This is a genomic window from Ancylobacter sp., from assembly GCF_965229075.1.
Lineage (GTDB): Bacteria > Pseudomonadota > Alphaproteobacteria > Rhizobiales > Xanthobacteraceae > Ancylobacter.
The window spans coordinates 1,814,282-1,830,823 of record NZ_CBDDIO010000002.1 but is presented as its reverse complement, the minus strand read 5'-3'; the positions used below and the strand labels follow the sequence as shown (position 1 = coordinate 1,830,823).

Below are 16,542 nucleotides of genomic sequence, written 5' to 3'. Positions count from 1 at the left end.
AGGAAGAACGAGCATGGCCACCGAGATCCGCGTTCCGACGTTGGGCGAATCGGTCACCGAGGCAACGATCGGCAAGTGGTTCAAGAAGGCCGGCGACACCGTCGCCGCCGACGAGCCGATCGTCGAGCTGGAGACCGACAAGGTCACGATCGAGGTGCCCGCCCCCTCGGCCGGCGTGCTCTCGGAGATCATCGCCAAGGACGGCGAGACCGTCGGCGTCGGCGCGCTGCTCGGCTCCATCGGCGAGGGCTCGGGCGCGGCCAAGGCAGCGCCCGCCAAGGCGGAAGCCCCCAAGGCCGAGGCCCCCAAGGTGGAAGCGCCCAAGGCTGAAGCTCCGGCCCCGGCTGCCGCGCCGGCCGGCGCCAACGGCCCGGCCGTCGCCAAGCTGGCGGCGGAGAGTGGGCTGAACCCCGCCATGCTCGCCGGCACCGGCAAGGATGCGCGCGTGACCAAGGGTGACATGCTCGCGGCTCTGGCCACTGCGCCGGCGCCTACCGCCGCCCGCGCCCCGGCCGCCCCGCGCGCGCCCTCCGCGCCGGATGACGCCGCACGCGAAGAGCGCGTGAAGATGACCAAGCTGCGCCAGACCATCGCCCGCCGTCTCAAGGACGCGCAGGACACGGCGGCGATGCTCACCACCTTCAACGATGTCGACATGTCGGCGGTGATGAGCCTTCGCGCCCAGTACAAGGACGTGTTCGAGAAGAAGCACGGCGTGAAGCTGGGCTTCATGGGCTTCTTCACCAAGGCGGTGATCCAGGCGTTGAAGGACGTGCCCGAGGTCAATGCCGAGATCGACGGCACCGATCTGGTCTATAAGAACTACTACCACATCGGCATCGCCGTCGGCACCGACAAGGGGCTGGTGGTTCCCGTGGTGCGCGACGCCGACCAGCTTTCCGTGGCCGGCATCGAGAAGGCCATTGCCGGCCTCGGCCGCAAGGCGCGCGACGGCAAGCTCGGCATCGAGGACATGCAGGGCGGCACGTTCACCATCACCAATGGCGGCATTTACGGCTCGCTGATGTCGACCCCGATCCTCAACGCTCCGCAGTCGGGCATTCTCGGCATGCATCGCATCGAAGAGCGCCCCGTGGTGGTGAAGGGCCAGATCGTCGCCCGCCCGATGATGTATCTGGCGCTGAGCTATGATCACCGCATCGTCGATGGCAAGGGCGCGGTGACCTTCCTCGTCCGCGTCAAGGAAGCCCTCGAAGACCCGACCCGCCTCGTGCTGGATCTGTGATCGGTCGTCGCCTTCTTCTTCCGAGCGGCCGGTCCGGTCCGGCCGCTCCCCTCAACGGGTAGCAACATGTCCTACGATCTTGTCGTCATCGGCACTGGCCCCGGCGGCTATGTGTGCGCCATTCGCGCCGCCCAGCTCGGGCTCAAGGTCGCGGTGGTGGAGAAGCGCGCCACCTTCGGCGGCACCTGCCTGAACATTGGCTGCATTCCCTCCAAGGCACTGCTGCACGCCTCGCACCGCTTCGAGGAGGCCGGGCACCATTTTGCCAAGATGGGCATCAAGGTCGGTACGCCGGAGCTCGACCACGCGGCGCTGCTCGGCTTCAAGGACCAGGCGGTGGAAGGCAACACCAAGGGCGTCGCCTTCCTGATGAAGAAGAACAAGATCGACACTTTCCACGGCACGGCCAGCATCCCGGCAGCGGGCAAGGTCGATGTGGCCCTGGCGGATGGCGGGCAGCAGACGCTGGAGACCAAGGCCATCGTCATCGCCACCGGCTCGGATGTGGCCAAGCTGCCCGGCATCACCATCGACGAGACCCGCATCGTGTCCTCCACCGGCGCCATCGCGCTGGAGAAAGTGCCGGGCAAGCTGCTTGTCGTCGGCGCCGGCGTCATCGGGCTGGAACTCGGCAGTGTGTGGCGGCGCCTCGGTGCTGAGGTCACCGTGGTCGAATATCTCGACCGCATCCTGCCCGGCATGGACAATGAGGTCGCCAAGTCGTTCCAGCGAATCCTCGAGAAGCAGGGCGTGGTGTTCAAGCTGGGCGCCAAGGTCACCGGCGTCGACAGCTCCGGGGACACGCTCAAGGTCGCGATCGCGCCCGCCGCCGGCGGCGATGAGCAGACCCTGGAAGCCGATGTGGTGCTCGTCGCCATCGGCCGCGTGCCCTATACGGAAGGCCTGGGGCTGGAGGCGCTCGGCGTCGAGAAGGACGGTCGGGGACGCGTGGTCACCGACCATTATTACCGCACCAATGTCCCCGGCATCTTCGCCATTGGCGACGCCATTGCCGGCCCGATGCTGGCGCACAAAGCCGAAGACGAGGGTGTGGCGCTGGCCGAGCTGCTCGCCGGGCAGGCCGGCCATGTGAATTACGATGTGATTCCGGCGGTGGTGTACACCTTCCCGGAAGTCGCTTCGGTCGGCAAGACCGAGGAAGAGCTGAAACAGGCCGGCATCGCCTATACCGTCGGCAAGTTCCCCTTCCTCGCCAATGGCCGCGCCAAGGCCAATGACGAGACGGACGGCTTCGTGAAGATCCTCGCCGACGCCACCACCGACCGCGTGCTGGGCGCGCATATCATCGGCTCGGAAGCCGGCGAGCTGATCCATGAATGCGCCGTGCTGATGGAGTTCGGCGGCTCGTCGGAAGACCTCGCCCGCACCTGCCACGCCCACCCCACCCGGTCCGAGGCGGTGAAGGAAGCGGCCATGGCGGTCGAAAAGCGCGCCATTCACATGTGAGGCGCGTGGCCACCCTGCCCCTCCATCCGCTGGAGTTCCGCATGGCCCGTGAGAAGCCCCCCGCCGCCCCGGAAGGGAAAGTCGTCCTTCTTTCCGGGGGCAACCCGCAGATCGCCAAGGCCGACGGCGACGCGCCGGTGCAGGCCTACATCGCCGCAATGCCGGGCTGGAAGCGCGCCTGCGGAGAGCGGATCGACGCGCTCGTGGTGCAGACCGTTCCCGGCGTGCGCAAGGCTGTGCGGTGGAACTCGCCGTTTTATGGCGTCGAAGGCGAGGGCTGGTTCCTCTCCTTCCATGTGCTCACCCGCTACGTAAAAGTCACGTTCTTCGCCGGCACCTCGCTGCTGCCCCTGCCGCCGGGCGCAACCGAACGCAGTAAGGACGCACGCTGGATCGACATTTACGAGGGCGATGCAGTCGATGAGGGGCAACTGGCCGATTGGATCCGCCAGGCAGCCGCCCTGCCGGGCTGGAAACCCTGAAGTGCTTCCCACACAAAAGCCGGCCCGGAAGTCGCCTTCCGGGCCGTTTTTGTCCAGGTGGAGAAGAGGTTGGGTCAGGAACCCTTCACCTCGGTCTGCGCCGGCTTGGCCGCATGCGCCGGGCAATCGGCGAAAGCGGCACCCGTCGCGGCCGTGATCAGGGCAAGCGCACACAGAGCGGTCACGAGACGCTTCATGGAATGTCTCCTCTGCTGTCGGGGTCCAATGGTCCGAAGTGTCACCCAGCTTCCCCAAGGTGAAAAGCCCCGTTCTGGTTTCCCGACACCACCCCGGGGTGATTTAACGGCCGCCTCACGCATCCGTGTAGGTCACGGCCTCGATCTTCCATCCATCGGGATCGAACAGGAAGGCGGCGAAATAGCCTTCGCCATAATGCGGCCGCAGGCCCGGCCCGCCGGCATCCCGTCCACCCGCCGCCAGCCCCGCGGCGTGGAAGGCTTCCACAGCGCGGCGGGTGGGCGCCATGAAGCAGAGGTGGAAGCCCGGCGGTGGGGTAATCAGGTCAGCGCGGTGCTGGATCCAGAACGGCGCCGCCCCGGGCGTGCCCTCCGGCGAGGGCAGTTCGCCTTCCGGCCCCCAGCAGGCGGATTCGCCCTCCGGGTCCTCATGCGACGACACCCGGACGAAGCCGAGCGGCGCCAGCACCGCATCATAAAAGCCGAGGGACCGCGCATAATCGCTGACCCCGATCGACATATGCTCGATCATTGGCTGGATTGGCGTCATGGGCCCCTCATTTGGCGGTGGCGCGGGGATGCGCCGCCTTCCACGCTGCCATCAGCGTCTCGGTATCGACGGCGGCATAAATCTGCGTCGTCGAAAGCGAGGCGTGGCCGAGAAGTTCCTGGATCGAGCGCAGGTCACCGCCGCGCCCCAGCAGATGCGTCGCGAAGGAATGGCGCAGCGCGTGCGGCGTGGCGCTGTCGGGCAGGCCGAGCGCACCGCGCATGCGCTCCACCGCCAATTGCACGATGCGTGGCGAGAGCGGCCCGCCCTTGGCGCCGCGAAACAGCGGCGCGGTCGGTTCAAGCTCATACGGGCAGGCGCGGGCATAGGCGTCGACCGCCTCGATCACCGGCCGCAGCACCGGCACCATACGCGTCTTGCCGCCCTTGCCGTGGACGACGATCTGGTCGCCGCGCCCCGGCTCCGGCATGTCGCGCCGCATCATTCCCAGCGCTTCCGAGATGCGAAGACCCGAGCCGTAGAGCAGCGCGATCACCGCCGCGTCGCGGGCGAGAATCCAGGGCTCACGCGCGTCTCCCGCCCGCGTGGCGGGGTCGGCCAGCGCGCGCGCGTCCGGTGGCGCGAGCGGGCGCGGCAGGGTGCGCGGCACACGCGGGCCTCGCACGGCGGTTAGCGCGCCGACCTTGCCGAGCCCTTCGCGTTCAAGATGGCGTGCAAAAGACCGGGCAGCGGCGAGAAAGCGCATCTGTGTGCGGGCCTCGATGCCTTCCGCACGCCGGGCGGCGATCACCGCGCGCACGTGGCGCGGCTCCAGCACGTCAAGGTCGCCGAGGGTCGGCGCATGTCCGATCTGTCGCGCCAGCAGGCCGAGAAAGGCCGCGACATCGCGGGCATAGGCCTCGCGGGTCTTGGGGGAGAGCCGACGCTCATGGCCGAGGCGCCCAAGCCAGCCTGTCAGCGCCTCCGCCACATCCGGCGCCGCTCCCGCCAGCAGAGCACGCTCGGCGCGCGCCGCCTTCTGTGCGTCCGTGCTTGCCATGCCGCCCTCCGTAAAGGCGGGCATTGTAGCGGCGACACTGTTAAAATTCGTCATCCCGGCTCTGCGCTCCGCTCCGGCCGGGATGAGGATGTGGCGACGCTTGCTGCCGCAATGCGCTAAGAAGACGCCATGCCGAGCCCCGACGTCGCCGATTCCCCATCTCTCTTTCCCGCGCCGGTGCGCGTGGTGGATGTGCTGCTGCCGCTTGCCCTCGGCGCCGCCTATTCCTACCGCGTGCCGGAGGGGATGGAGGTGGCGCCCGGCGACATCGTGGTGGTCCCGCTCGGAACGCGGAACATGCTGGGCTGCGTCTGGCCGAGCCCGGAAAAGGCCACGCCGGTCGACCCGGCCAAGCTCAAGCCGATCCAGCGCCGCTGCGAGGTGGAGCCGCTGAACGCGCGGATGATCGCGTTCATACAATGGATCGCCGACTACACCGTCACCCCGCCCGGCATGGTGCTGCGCCTCGCCCTCCGCCATGATGAAAGCGCTGGCATCGGCCGCGAGCGCGTCGGCGTGCGCCTGACCGATCACCGCCCCGCCCGGCGCACGGCGGCGCGCGAGAAAGTGGTGGCAGCGCTGACGGACGGCCTCGTGCGCGCGAAAAGCGAGGCGGCGAAAGAAGCCGGCGTCTCGCCCTCCGTGGTGGACGGGCTGATCGATGACGGCGTGCTCGAAACCGTCGTGCTGCCGCCCGAGCCCGCCGCCGAGGCGCCGGACCCGGACCACGCCGCCCCGGACCTGCTGCCGGCCCAGACGGAGGCCGCCGCGCGGCTGGTGGATTCGGTAAAATCCGGGAGTTTCCAGCCCTTCCTGATCGACGGCGTCACCGGATCAGGCAAGACCGAGACCTATTTCGAGGCGGTGGCGCAGGCGATCCGGCAGGGGCGGCAGACGCTGATCCTGATGCCGGAAATCGCCCTTACCCAGGCCTTTCTCGACCGCTTCGCCCGCCGCTTCGGCGTGCGGCCGGCGGAGTGGCATTCGGCCGTGTCGTCGAAGCGACGCGGGCGGGTGTTTCGCGGCGTGGCGTCCGGCGAGGTCGCCGTGGTGGCCGGTGCCCGCTCGGCGCTGTTTTTGCCTTTCCGCGATCTTGGCCTGATCCTGGTCGATGAAGAGCACGACAGCGCCTACAAGCAGGAGGATGGCGTCCACTACCATGCCCGCGACATGGCCGTGGTGCGGGCGCGGCTGGAAGGGGCCACCATCGCCCTCGTTTCCGCCACCCCCTCCATCGAAACGGAAGTGAATGCACGGCGCGGGCGCTACGCTAGGCTCGCTTTGCCGGAACGCTTTGCCGGCACAAAAGTGCCTCGACTGGAGCCGATCGACCTGCGCCGCGAGGGGCCACCACGCGGCCAGTGGATCGCGCCACGCCTGGCCCGAGAGATGCAGAGCACTATTGAGGCCGGCGGGCAGGCGCTGCTGTTCCTCAACCGGCGCGGCTATGCCCCGCTCACTCTGTGCCGCGCCTGCGGCCACCGCATCAAATGCCCCTCCTGCTCGTCCTGGCTGGTCGAGCACCGCTTCCGCCGCCGGCTGGAGTGTCACCAGTGCGGCTATGCGATGCCGGTGCCCAATGAATGCCCGCACTGCCACGAGCCCAACGCGCTCATTCCCTGCGGTCCCGGCGTCGAGCGGCTGCATGAGGAAGCGGCCAAGCTGTTCCCGGAAGCCCGGCTGCAGGTGCTTTCCAGCGATCTCGCCGGCGGGGTGGAGCGGCTGCGCGCGGAATTGAAGGCGATCGAGGATGGCGAGGTCGACATCATCATCGGCACCCAGCTGGTCGCCAAGGGTCACAACTTCCCTGGTCTCGCCATGGTCGGCGTGGTCGATGCCGATGTCGGCCTGGGGCACGGTGATCCCCGCGCGGCCGAGCGCACCTTCCAGCTGCTGCATCAGGTCGCCGGCCGCGCCGGTCGCCACGAGCTGGAAGGGCGGGCATTCCTGCAAACCTATATGCCCGAGCACCCCGTCATGCAGGCGCTCGTGGCCGGAGATCGCGATGCCTTCTACGATCGGGAAATCGCCATCCGCGAGGAGGCGCATCTGCCGCCCTTCGCCCGCTTTTGCGCGTTGATTGTCTCCGGTACGGACGCGCATGCGGCGCAGGCCCATGCACGCGCGCTCGCCGCCTGTTCGCCCTTCACCGACAAGGTGCGGGTGCTGGGGCCCGCCGAGGCGCCGCTAGCGCTGATTCGCGGTCGTCATCGCTACCGGCTGCTCGCCCGCTGCGAACGCGGCTTCGATCTCTCCGCCTATGTCCGCGCCTGGATAACTGGCGCCCCTCGTGCCACGGGCAGTTTGCGCGTGGATATCGACATCGATCCGCAGAGCTTCGTCTAGAGGCAGGCTGCCGCGCTGCGTCATGACTTTGCGGTATAATCCTGCTCTTGTGAATCGATGGTAGCCGCGCCGGCGCGAGGAGTGCAGCCTGATGATGAGCCTTCCCTTCTTCGGGTTCTGCGTCGCCCTCGGCTTCGCTGCCACCGGCCGACGGGCGCTGGCCGTCGCGGCCGGGCTGGTGTCGATCGGGGTGCTGCTGACGCTGTTCAAGCTGCACGCCACCTCTGCCCTCGACATCGTACTGTGAGGGTGCGGCTATGACCCCCGAGAAAGCCCCCGCCCTGACCCCGGACCTGTCGCGGCTGCTCAATGCGCTCGGCCTCATCGCCATTGGCGCGGTGCTGCTGGTCGCGTTCTACGACCAGTTTGTCGGCGGCGAATTTCCCTGCCCGCTCTGCATCCTGCAGCGCGCCGGCTTTGTCGGCGTCGGTGTGGGTCTGGCGCTGAATTTGAAGTTCGGCCCGCGCCCCAGCCATTATGCCCTCGCCATGCTGTCCGCCATCGCCGGCGATGTGGTGGCCGTGCGGCAGGTCTTACTCCACATCGTGCCGGGTTCCGGCACCTTCGGCGCCGCCTTTCTCGGCCTGCATTTCTATAGCTGGGCGGCGCTGCTGTTCGTGGTCATCGTCGCCGGATGTGCGCTTCTGCTTCTGTTCGACCGTCAGTTTGCGCCGGTGCCGCGCACCTACACGCTCAGCGGGCTGGCGCTTTTCGCCTTCGCGCTCATCGCCCTGCTGGCGCTGGGCAATGGCGTCTCCACCGTGTTCGAGTGCGGCGGCGGCCTTTGCCCGGACGATCCGGTCAGCTATCAGCTCCTTGAGGGCGAGGGGCCGTCGCCGGCGTTGGCGCCCTGAGCGGGCGGGCCATTGACGGCGCGATGCGCGCGGCCTAGCTTCGCCACCATGATGATCGCTTCGATCGAGACAGCGCGGTTTTGCGCGGGATGGCGAATTCGCCGCCCGGCCGACAGGTTCGGCCGGGTTTCCTGAACGCACGCCCTCCCGAATTCTCGTCATCATCGGACGTTCCCATGCCTGCCGCTCTGTGCCGCCACCGCCTCGTCGTCGAGGCGGACGCTCATCCCAACCTCATGCTTCGCCTGCTGGAGCCCTTCGCCATCCACGATGTCCAGCCCACCCGCATCCGTCTTGACGGGCCGGAAGATGGGCGGATCGACCCCGCTCGCCTCGGCACGCTGCGGGCGGAGATCGCCTTCGTCGCCGGGCCGGAACTCGCCGAGCGGCTGTGGGCGCGCATCGATGTGATGGTGCCGGTGCGCAGCTCCCACCTCGTCTCCAGCGCCTCCGGCGAGATCGCGGCCTAAGCCATGCTGGCCCAGCTCGGCGCCATCGCCCTCGTCGTGGCGCCGGTCTTCGGCCTCATCGGACTCGGCTTCATCGCTTCCGTCTCCGGCCATCTGCGCGAGCGCGCCGCCGAGGGCCTGTCCGAATATGTGTTCGGGCTGGCGGTGCCGGTGCTCATTTTCAAGACCCTGGCCGAGGCGCAGCTTCCGGCGGAGGGTCAGCCCTGGGGCTACTGGATCGCCTATTTCACCGGCGCCTTCACCGTCTTTGCCCTCGGCATGCTGGCGGCACGTCGGCTGTTCGGGCGGGGCCACCTCGAATCGGTGATCCAGGGCTTCACCTCTGGGCAGGCGAACACCGTATTCGTCGGCGTGCCGCTCATCCTCCAGGCTTTCGGGCCGGAGGGCGCCGTGCCACTTTTCCTGCTCATCGCCATCCATCTGCCGATCATGATGGTACTGGCCACCGTGCTGGCCGAAGGCGCGGCCGCCGGCCTTTCGCTGAAGACGATGCGCCAGCTTGGCCGCATGCTGGCGCTCAACCCAATCCTGCTCGGCATCTATGCCGGCGGCATCGCCAAGCTCACAGGCTATATGCCGGGCGGCGTGCTGAAGCAGACGCTCGATCTGCTCGCCGCCTCCGCCGTCCCCTGCGCGCTGGTCTCGCTCGGCCTCGCTCTCCACCGCTATCCCGTGCGGGGCGATGTCGGCCCGGCCGTGCTCATCACCGTGCTCAAGCTCGGTGTGCACCCGGCCATCGTCTATGCGCTGACCCGGCTGCTGCCGATGCCGCCGGTCTGGGCGGATGTGGCGGTCGTGTTCGCCGCCATGCCCTGCGGCATCAACGCCTATCTGCTGGCCCAGCGTTACGGAACCGGCGTCGCCGCCTCCGCCAGCGCGGTCTCGCTGTCGACGGCGGTGAGCCTGTTCACCGTGACGCTCTGGTTCCTGATCCTCGGGGTCAGCTGAGAGGCCCGCCCTCAGTCGAGCTTCATGCAGTTGGCGTAGAACGTGGTGGTCGCCGGCCAGTCGGAGAACACGCCGATCACGCCGATGTCGCGGGCCAGCACGTCGAGCAGCGCCAGCATGTCGCCATCGCGGTCAATCACCGGCTTGACCGACTGGTAGTAATAGCCGCCGCCGGTATTGAGCGGGCCGGAGCGCTCCAGCGACCAGCTGATGAGGCCGAGCCCGGCCTTCTTCGCCTCTTCAGCGTAGACGGAAGGCACGATCCGGCCGTCCTTGTGGGTCACCAGCATCCACAGCGGCGGGGCGAGAATCTTCACGCCCTTATCCGCCAGTTCCTGCATGGAGGGCTGCCAGGTCTCGGGCTTCATATTGTCGAAACCCTTGCTCTCCTCGTCACGCCCGTCAAGATAGACCGCCTGCGCGCCGAAGGCGGGCTCGGCCTTCAGCCAATAGAGCACGTCGTCGAGGCGGAAGGACTGGGCGTAGACATAGCTCGGGTCGACACCGGCCGCCTTGTAGTCGTCGATCATCTGCTGGGCGTAGTGCTCCTGGCTGTAGTCGCCCTCGAACGGCATGGCGACTTCAGGCGTCTTCAGTTCGGGACTGAACTTGAGACCCAGCGACTTCACTAGATCGATAGATTCCTTGTGCGACACCAGCGTCGCCCGGTTCACATACAGATCGGTGCGCCAGCTCGGCGTGCCGTCCATATATTCCTGAGGCGTCACGCCGCGCGGATTGAAGCCGTCCATCTTCGGCCGCAGCGATTTGAACTCGGCCAGCGTCAGGTCGCTGGTGCAGCATTTGGCGCTTGCCTTGCGCCCCGTCGCGGGGTCGGCGGGCTGGAAGCCTTCCGAGCATTTGGCCGCGAGTTCCGGCCGTGCAAGGATGTCCGTTGTGGTGTGCAGGTCGCACTGGGCATGGCGGCACACCAGTTCGCGGTCCTTGGTGAACGCGACATCGCATTCGATGACGCCGGCGCCCATTCGCGCGGCGGCGAGGTAACCCTCGCGCGTGTGCTCGGGGAACTGCAACGGCGCGCCGCGATGGGAGATGGAGAAGTTCTTCGCCGTGAACGGGCCCTTGCACTGCGCCAGTTGGTCCTTCAGCGCCCCGTCCTTCATCTCGCCGACGAGATAAAACGGACGCGGGCCGATCTCGATGTCGGTGATCGCGGCGCTTGCGTTCTCGGCCGCCGCCGGCGCGGCGAGCGCGAGCGCGAACAGCACCGGGACAAGCGGTCGGGTGGCAGGGCACAGAGTTGCGCGCAGGGCGTGGAAGAAGGTCACGGAGCTCTCCTGTCGGCTCGGGCGATGCGCGTTGCTATCCCGCGGCGGTGACAGGGGTTTGACGCGGCGTCAGCCGGCCACCTCCTCCCGGGGCGGCTGCGGCCAGCGTGCCAGCGCCTCATACCCGGCCGGGGTGAGGGCATAGACGCCGCGTTCAGCGCGGGCGAACCAGCCATAGACATTGGAAAGCAGGATCTTCCCGGCATCCGGCGCGTGCGGGCGCAAATCGCGCGGGCGCGCCGGGCCCGCCGCGAGCGCCGCCGCGCAGGCCAGCGCCTGCTGGCGATAGGCGGTCATCACCGGCACGCGCGAACCGCCGCCCACCGCCGGGTCGCCCTGCCGCCGCCTGTGCTCGGCGACCAGACGCGAGCGGCGGCGCGGGTCCTTGCGCGGCATCGGCGCATCGGGGGCGACGAGGATCGTCACCTCGCCATCGGGCGCCACGGCGAGCATGCCGAAGCCGAGCCGGCGGCAGAGATTGCGGAAGCGTGCATCGCTCTCGCGACCCTTGCCGCGCGCGGAGGCCCGCGCCGCTAGCCACACTTCGTCGCCTGCGCCGGCGCGGTCGACCGCCTGAAGGACCAGCTCCAGATTGAAACTGAGCTTCAGTTCGCCGATCACCACTACCGGCGTCTCGTCCTCGGACAGCGCCACCAGATCGCAGCCGCCGATCTCCCCCTTCACGGTGAAGCCGCGCTGTTCGAGAAAGCGCTTGATCGGCAGATAGAGCGAGGTCTCCATGATGGCCTCCGCGCCCGGCGTCAGAAGCGGCGCGGCGGACGGACCGCCACGGGTGGCGCACGCTTGGCCGGCTTCTCCGCCAGCCAGATGACATGGCGCGCACCGCTCTTGCCATGGGCGCGCACCCGCGCCTCCTCCACCGCAAAGCCCGCCCGGCGCAGGCGCGCGGTGAATCCGCTGTCCGGCGCCGAGGACCACACCGCGAGCATCCCGCCCGGCCGCAGTGCCGCCCAGGTCGCGCCGAGCCCGGCCGGGCTGTACAGCCCGTCATTCGCCGCCCGCGTCAGCCCGCCCGGCCCATTATCGACATCGAGCAGGATACCGTCATAGCGCGCGCGCCCCTCCCCGATGAGCTGGGCCACGTCGCCCTCCGCCAAGGTGACGCGGGGGTCGGTCAGGCTGTCGCCGAAAAGCGCCGCCATCGGCCCGCGCGCCCAGTCGATCACCGCCGGCACCAGTTCCGCCACGATGACCTCGGCGTCAGGGCCCACCTCCCCCAGCGCGGCACGCAGGGTGAAGCCCATGCCGAGCCCGCCGATCAGCAGCGACAACCCCGGACGCGCCCCGAGGCGACCGCAGACAAGTGTGGCCAGCGCCTGCTCCGAGCCGCTGAGGCGGCTGTTCATCAGCTCGGTGGCGCCGGCCATGATGGAGAATTCATCGCCCCGCCGCTTGAGGCGCAGCTCGCCGCCATCGGGCACTTGGGCGGTTGCGAGCACGGTCCAGGGAATCATCGGTCATCTCGGCGGAGGGCGTCCCCCCTCGGTAGCCCCGATCCGGGCCACCGGGCAAGGACGCCCGTGCGCCGCGCGCCCGCGCTGGTCAGATCAGCGGCGGGATGGACGGGTTGATCGGCACCTCGAACACGGTCGGCCCGGTGGCGTTGAACGCCGCCGCCACCCGCTCCTTCAGCAGTCTGAGATCGCTGATCCGCTCGGCGGCGCAGCCGAAGCCCTTGGCGAGGCTGACGAGATCGAGACCGGGAATGTCCAGCCCCGGCACCCCGGGCGTCTCCTCCAGCACGGCGAAGGATTTAAGAATGCCATACTCGCCGTTGCGCAGCGCGATGACGACCAGCGGCACCTGCTCGCGCGCCGCCGTCCACAGCCCCTGCAGCGAATATTGAAACGAGCCGTCGCCGATGATCAGCATCACCGGGCGGTTGCGGCCGGTGTCGCGCTCGCCCAGCGCGATGCCGACGGAGGCCGGCAGGTTCCAGCCGAGCCCGCCGCTGGCGAAGGTGAAGAAGGTCGCCGGCTCGGTGATCGGCCAATGCGTGTGCAGATCGGCGAGGTTGGAAGGTGATTCCTCCACCAGCACAGTGTGCGGCAGCCGCACCTGCGCCAGCGCGGCGAACACCTCGGCGGCGGTCGGCACCTCATCCGTGGTCGCCGGCGCGTCCGATGCTGGATGCGGCGCCATGCGGTGCGGCTGCTTTTCGCGGGCGGCGCCCGTGCCTGCCCGGCGCGTCACCAGCCCGGCCAGCGCCCGTGTCGCGAGAACGGGATCGCCCACCAGGCTGTCGCCCACAGGCGCGCGCGCTGTTTCCGCTGGGTCATCGCTGACATGCAGCAGGCGCAGCCCCTCCGGCAGGTAGTCGCCCGCGACATAGGGATAATAGCGGAACACCGGCGCGCCGATGACGATGGCGACATCGTGCCCCTTCAGCTTCTCGCTGAGCGGGCCGATGGCGAAGGGCAGCCCGCCGGCATAGAGCGGGTGATCTTCCGGGAAGGGGCAGCGTTCGCTTGCCGGCGCCGCGAACACGGTGGCGTCGAGCGCCTCCGCCAGGGCGATGGCGTCCGCCCAGCCTGCGCCACGATCGATGGCGGCGCCGAAGATCAGCGCCGGATGCTCGGCGCCGGAGAGGAGTTCGGCAAACGCCGCCAGCCGGTCCGGATCGGGCGCGATGCGATGGCTCACCGTGCGCACCACCGCGCGGCCTTCCAGCGGCTTATCCCAATCGTCCAGCGGCAGGGAAAGGAACACCGGCCCGGCCGGCGCCTGCATCGCAGTCGCATAGGCGCGCATGAAGGCGGCGGGCACGTCCTCCGGCCGCGCCGGCTCATAGCTCCATTTCACCCAGGGACGCGGCAGCTGCGTGGCGTCGACATTGGTTAGCCACGGCTCCATCAGCAGCATTTCGCGCGTCTGCTGGCCAGCGGTGACGATAAGCGGCGTCTTGTTGAGGGCGGCAGTGATGAGGTTGCCCATCGCATTGCCCAGCCCCGCCGCGGTGTGGACATTGACGATGGCGGGCTTGCCGGTGGCCTGCGCATAGCCATCGGCGATGGCGATGGCGGACGCCTCCTGCAAGGCGAGGTGATAGGTGAAATCGGCCGGAAACTCCTTGAGGAAGGTCTCTTCCGTCGAGCCGGGATTACCGAAAAAGGTTGTCAGTCCAAGATCACGCAGCAGATCATACGTGACCGAACGCACGGTCGAGCCCGCCATATCGTCCTCACCCCCGGCCCCCGCAGGCCGCGCAGCTTGCCCCGCGCGATCACCATGTCGCGGCGCCGGGCGGACAAACTTTCCCGATTACTCAGGGGAACTCAACCCTATCATTTGCGCACGAGTGACGACTCCGCGCTTTCGCCCACGCGTTGCGGCTCCAGCGCGTGGCGGCGCACCTCGTCGGGCGTCACACCCTCGGCACGCAGGGCGGCCAGACTCCGCGAGCCGATGGATTTGGAGAGCTTGCGCCCTTCCGCATCCAGCAGCAGCGCATGATGAGTGTAGAGCGGCGCCGGCAGGCTCAGCAGCACCTGCAGCAGCCGATGCACCGAGGTCGCCGCCTTCAGGTCAGCTCCGCGCACCACATGTGTCACGCCCTGCAGCGCATCGTCCACCACTACGGCCAGGTGATAGGAGGTAGGCACCTCCTTGCGGGCGAGGATGATGTCGCCCCAGGCGAGCGGATCGGCGGCGATGTCCCTCACCGTCCCCGCAGCATCCACCTCTTGCCAGCCGAGGGCGCCCGCCCTCTCCACCGCTAGCGCGTGAGCCCGGTCCATATCGAGCCGGAGCGCGTAGGGCTCCCCCGCGGCCACGCGCCGGGTGCGCTCCGCCGGGCTCAGCGCCGCGCGGGGGAACGGAAACAGCGGCGCCCCGTCCGGGTCGCTCGGCCAGCCCGACCGTTCCGCAACAGCGCGGCGGATATCGCCACGGGTCTCGAAGCTGGGATAGATCAGATCCAGCGCTTCCAGCCGGGCCAGTGCAGACCGATAGTCGGCAAAATGCTGGGATTGCCGGCGCACCGGCCGCTCCCAGTCTAGCCCGAGCCAGGCGAGGTCTTCATAAATGCCGGCCTCGAATTCCGGCCGGCAGCGGGTGGCGTCGATATCCTCGATCCGCAGCAGCAGCCGGGCCCCGCTGGCCCACGCCAGCGCGTCATTGATCAGCGCGGAGCGCGCATGGCCGAGATGCAATTGCCCGTTCGGGCTTGGTGCGAAGCGGAAGACGGGACGGGACACGGTGTCAGCGGACCGCCACCACCGCGACGCCCGCACCCACCATCACGCCCCCGGCGGTGCGGTTGACGCGGCGCACCACCTTGGGCGTGCGCAACAGCCGGCGCGCGCGGCCGGCCAGCAGCACATGGCCGCCAACCACCACGAGTTCGACGGCCAGGATGACAACGGACAGGCTGGCGAGTTGGCCGAGCGTCAGGGAAGGCCCCACCACATTCGGCAGCAGCGCGACATAGAACAACGGCATCTTCGGGTTGCCGAGATTGAGCGCGACGCCGGTGGCAAAGTCCGGCAGCAGCCCGCGCCGCGCCGCCATGGGCGCTAAGTCGGGCACCACCGGCGGGGCGGTCCATAGCCGCACGCCCATCCACACCAGCCAGACGGCACCGGCATAGCGCAGCGCCGTCATCAGCCAGCCCATCTCCTGCGCCAGCAGAGAGAGGCCGCAGGCGGCAAGGCCGAGAAAGATGAGCACCCCAGCGACCGTGCCGGCGCCATAGGCAAGCCCGGACGGCGCGCCATGCGCGAGCGTGCGCGCGACAATGGTCATGTTGTCGGGGCCGGGACTGGCGGCGAAGACGAAGAAGGCCGCCGCGAAGGCGAGCAGCGTCGAGGCATCCATGGGTTCCTCCCCCGGCGCGCCGACGCGCCCCGGAGGCTCAGGATAGTGGCTTCGCCCGTTGGCGTTAAGCTCAGAACTGCCGCGCCACCATCATCTTCTTGATTTCGGCGATAGCCTTGGCCGGGTTCAGCCCCTTCGGGCAGGCCTTGGCGCAGTTCATGATGGTGTGGCAGCGGTAGAGCCGGAACGGGTCTTCCAGGTCGTCCAGCCGGTCGCCGGTGGCTTCGTCGCGACTGTCGATCAGCCAGCGATAGGCCTGCAGCAGCGCGGCGGGGCCGAGATAGCGGTCGCCATTCCACCAATAGCTCGGGCAGGAAGTGGAGCAGCAGGCGCAGAGAATGCACTCATACAGCCCGTCCAGCTTCTCGCGGTCGCCGCGCCCCTGGCGCCATTCCTTTTCCGGCGCCGGGGTCTCGGTGTGCAGCCAGGGCTCGACCGAGGCGTGCTGCGCGTAGAACTGTGTGAGGTCCGGAACCAGATCCTTCACCACAGGCATGTGCGGAAGCGGGTAGATCTTCACCGCCGAGGCGTCCACGTCGTCCATGCTCTTCAGGCAGGCGAGCGTGTTGGTGCCGTCGATGTTCATCGAGCAGGAGCCGCAAATACCCTCGCGGCAGGAGCGGCGGAAGGTGAGGGTCGGGTCGACCTTGTTCTTGATCCAGATCAGCCCGTCGAGCACCATCGGCCCGCAATCGTCGCGGTCGACATAATAGGTGTCGACGCTTGGATTCTTCCCGTCATCCGGGTTCCAGCGGTAGATCTTGTACTCGGTCAGCCGGTTGGCGCCGGGCGGCTTCGGCCACACCTTGCCTTCGACAAGCTGCGAGTTCTTTGGAAGCGTGAGCTGGACCATGGCG

At 68.5% G+C, this 16,542-nt stretch carries 18 protein-coding genes; 8 read left to right on the top strand and 10 right to left on the bottom strand.

Features of this window, described 5'->3' with window-relative positions; translation table 11 throughout:
- Positions 1-13: 13 nt before the first annotated feature.
- The 3 genes from odhB (at position 14) to ACO07Z_RS14570 (ending at position 3,195) form a co-directional block, all read left to right on the top strand.
- A complete protein-coding gene (odhB, locus tag ACO07Z_RS14580) occupies positions 14-1,246 on the top strand; it encodes a 2-oxoglutarate dehydrogenase complex dihydrolipoyllysine-residue succinyltransferase (protein WP_421699360.1) in 1,233 nt (410 codons plus the stop codon).
- 66 nt (positions 1,247-1,312) lie between these two features.
- Positions 1,313-2,713 (top strand): dihydrolipoyl dehydrogenase, encoded by a 1,401-nt coding sequence (lpdA, locus tag ACO07Z_RS14575; protein WP_421699359.1) that lies wholly within the window; start codon positions 1,313-1,315, stop codon positions 2,711-2,713.
- Positions 2,714-2,754: 41 nt separating this feature from the next.
- Entirely contained in the window at positions 2,755-3,195 is a 441-nt protein-coding gene (locus ACO07Z_RS14570) for a DUF1801 domain-containing protein (protein WP_421699358.1), read from the top strand.
- Positions 3,196-3,269: 74 nt separating this feature from the next.
- Here ACO07Z_RS14570 and ACO07Z_RS14565 read toward each other — a convergent pair whose 3' ends face one another.
- The 3 genes from ACO07Z_RS14565 to ACO07Z_RS14555 form a co-directional block, all read right to left on the bottom strand.
- Positions 3,270-3,392: a hypothetical protein gene (locus ACO07Z_RS14565; RefSeq protein ID WP_421699357.1), complete on the bottom strand. Its 123-nt coding sequence runs from the start codon at positions 3,390-3,392 to the stop codon at positions 3,270-3,272.
- A gap of 115 nt (positions 3,393-3,507) precedes the next feature.
- Positions 3,508-3,942: a VOC family protein gene (locus ACO07Z_RS14560; RefSeq protein ID WP_421699356.1), complete on the bottom strand. Its 435-nt coding sequence runs from the start codon at positions 3,940-3,942 to the stop codon at positions 3,508-3,510.
- Positions 3,943-3,949: 7 nt separating this feature from the next.
- Entirely contained in the window at positions 3,950-4,942 is a 993-nt protein-coding gene (locus ACO07Z_RS14555) for a tyrosine recombinase XerC (protein WP_421699355.1), read from the bottom strand.
- A 129-nt stretch (positions 4,943-5,071) separates the two neighbouring features.
- On the opposite strand from ACO07Z_RS14555, the gene ACO07Z_RS14550 reads away from it, so the two are divergent.
- The 5 genes from ACO07Z_RS14550 (at position 5,072) to ACO07Z_RS14530 (ending at position 9,560) form a co-directional block, all read left to right on the top strand.
- Positions 5,072-7,288 (top strand): primosomal protein N', encoded by a 2,217-nt coding sequence (locus ACO07Z_RS14550; protein ID WP_421699354.1) that lies wholly within the window; start codon positions 5,072-5,074, stop codon positions 7,286-7,288.
- Positions 7,289-7,379: 91 nt separating this feature from the next.
- Entirely contained in the window at positions 7,380-7,535 is a 156-nt protein-coding gene (locus ACO07Z_RS14545) for a DUF5993 family protein (protein WP_421699353.1), read from the top strand.
- Positions 7,536-7,545: 10 nt separating this feature from the next.
- Entirely contained in the window at positions 7,546-8,142 is a 597-nt protein-coding gene (locus ACO07Z_RS14540) for a disulfide bond formation protein B (RefSeq protein ID WP_421699352.1), read from the top strand.
- A 176-nt stretch (positions 8,143-8,318) separates the two neighbouring features.
- Positions 8,319-8,612, top strand: coding sequence for a hypothetical protein (locus tag ACO07Z_RS14535; protein ID WP_421699351.1), 294 nt, complete (start codon positions 8,319-8,321; stop codon positions 8,610-8,612).
- 3 nt (positions 8,613-8,615) lie between these two features.
- Positions 8,616-9,560, top strand: coding sequence for an AEC family transporter (locus ACO07Z_RS14530; RefSeq protein WP_421699350.1), 945 nt, complete (start codon positions 8,616-8,618; stop codon positions 9,558-9,560).
- Between the two features lie 11 nt (positions 9,561-9,571).
- On the opposite strand, the gene ACO07Z_RS14525 is transcribed toward ACO07Z_RS14530, so the two are convergent.
- From ACO07Z_RS14525 to ACO07Z_RS14495, 7 genes are all read right to left on the bottom strand, one after another.
- Positions 9,572-10,789 (bottom strand): glycerophosphodiester phosphodiesterase family protein, encoded by a 1,218-nt coding sequence (locus ACO07Z_RS14525; RefSeq protein ID WP_421700826.1) that lies wholly within the window; start codon positions 10,787-10,789, stop codon positions 9,572-9,574.
- A 129-nt stretch (positions 10,790-10,918) separates the two neighbouring features.
- A complete protein-coding gene (locus ACO07Z_RS14520) occupies positions 10,919-11,590 on the bottom strand; it encodes a DUF2161 domain-containing phosphodiesterase (protein ID WP_421699349.1) in 672 nt (223 codons plus the stop codon).
- A 20-nt stretch (positions 11,591-11,610) separates the two neighbouring features.
- Positions 11,611-12,324: a spermidine synthase gene (locus ACO07Z_RS14515; RefSeq protein ID WP_421699348.1), complete on the bottom strand. Its 714-nt coding sequence runs from the start codon at positions 12,322-12,324 to the stop codon at positions 11,611-11,613.
- 88 nt (positions 12,325-12,412) lie between these two features.
- Positions 12,413-14,044: a benzoylformate decarboxylase gene (gene mdlC / locus ACO07Z_RS14510; RefSeq protein ID WP_421699347.1), complete on the bottom strand. Its 1,632-nt coding sequence runs from the start codon at positions 14,042-14,044 to the stop codon at positions 12,413-12,415.
- A gap of 110 nt (positions 14,045-14,154) precedes the next feature.
- A complete protein-coding gene (gene gluQRS / locus ACO07Z_RS14505; protein ID WP_421699346.1) occupies positions 14,155-15,066 on the bottom strand; it encodes a tRNA glutamyl-Q(34) synthetase GluQRS in 912 nt (303 codons plus the stop codon).
- A gap of 4 nt (positions 15,067-15,070) precedes the next feature.
- Positions 15,071-15,685 carry a LysE family translocator gene (locus tag ACO07Z_RS14500; protein ID WP_421699345.1) on the bottom strand — a complete coding sequence of 205 codons (615 nt, stop codon included), beginning with the start codon at positions 15,683-15,685 and terminating at the stop codon, positions 15,071-15,073.
- A 70-nt stretch (positions 15,686-15,755) separates the two neighbouring features.
- A complete protein-coding gene (locus ACO07Z_RS14495) occupies positions 15,756-16,538 on the bottom strand; it encodes a succinate dehydrogenase iron-sulfur subunit (protein ID WP_244450319.1) in 783 nt (260 codons plus the stop codon).
- Positions 16,539-16,542: the final 4 nt, after the last annotated feature.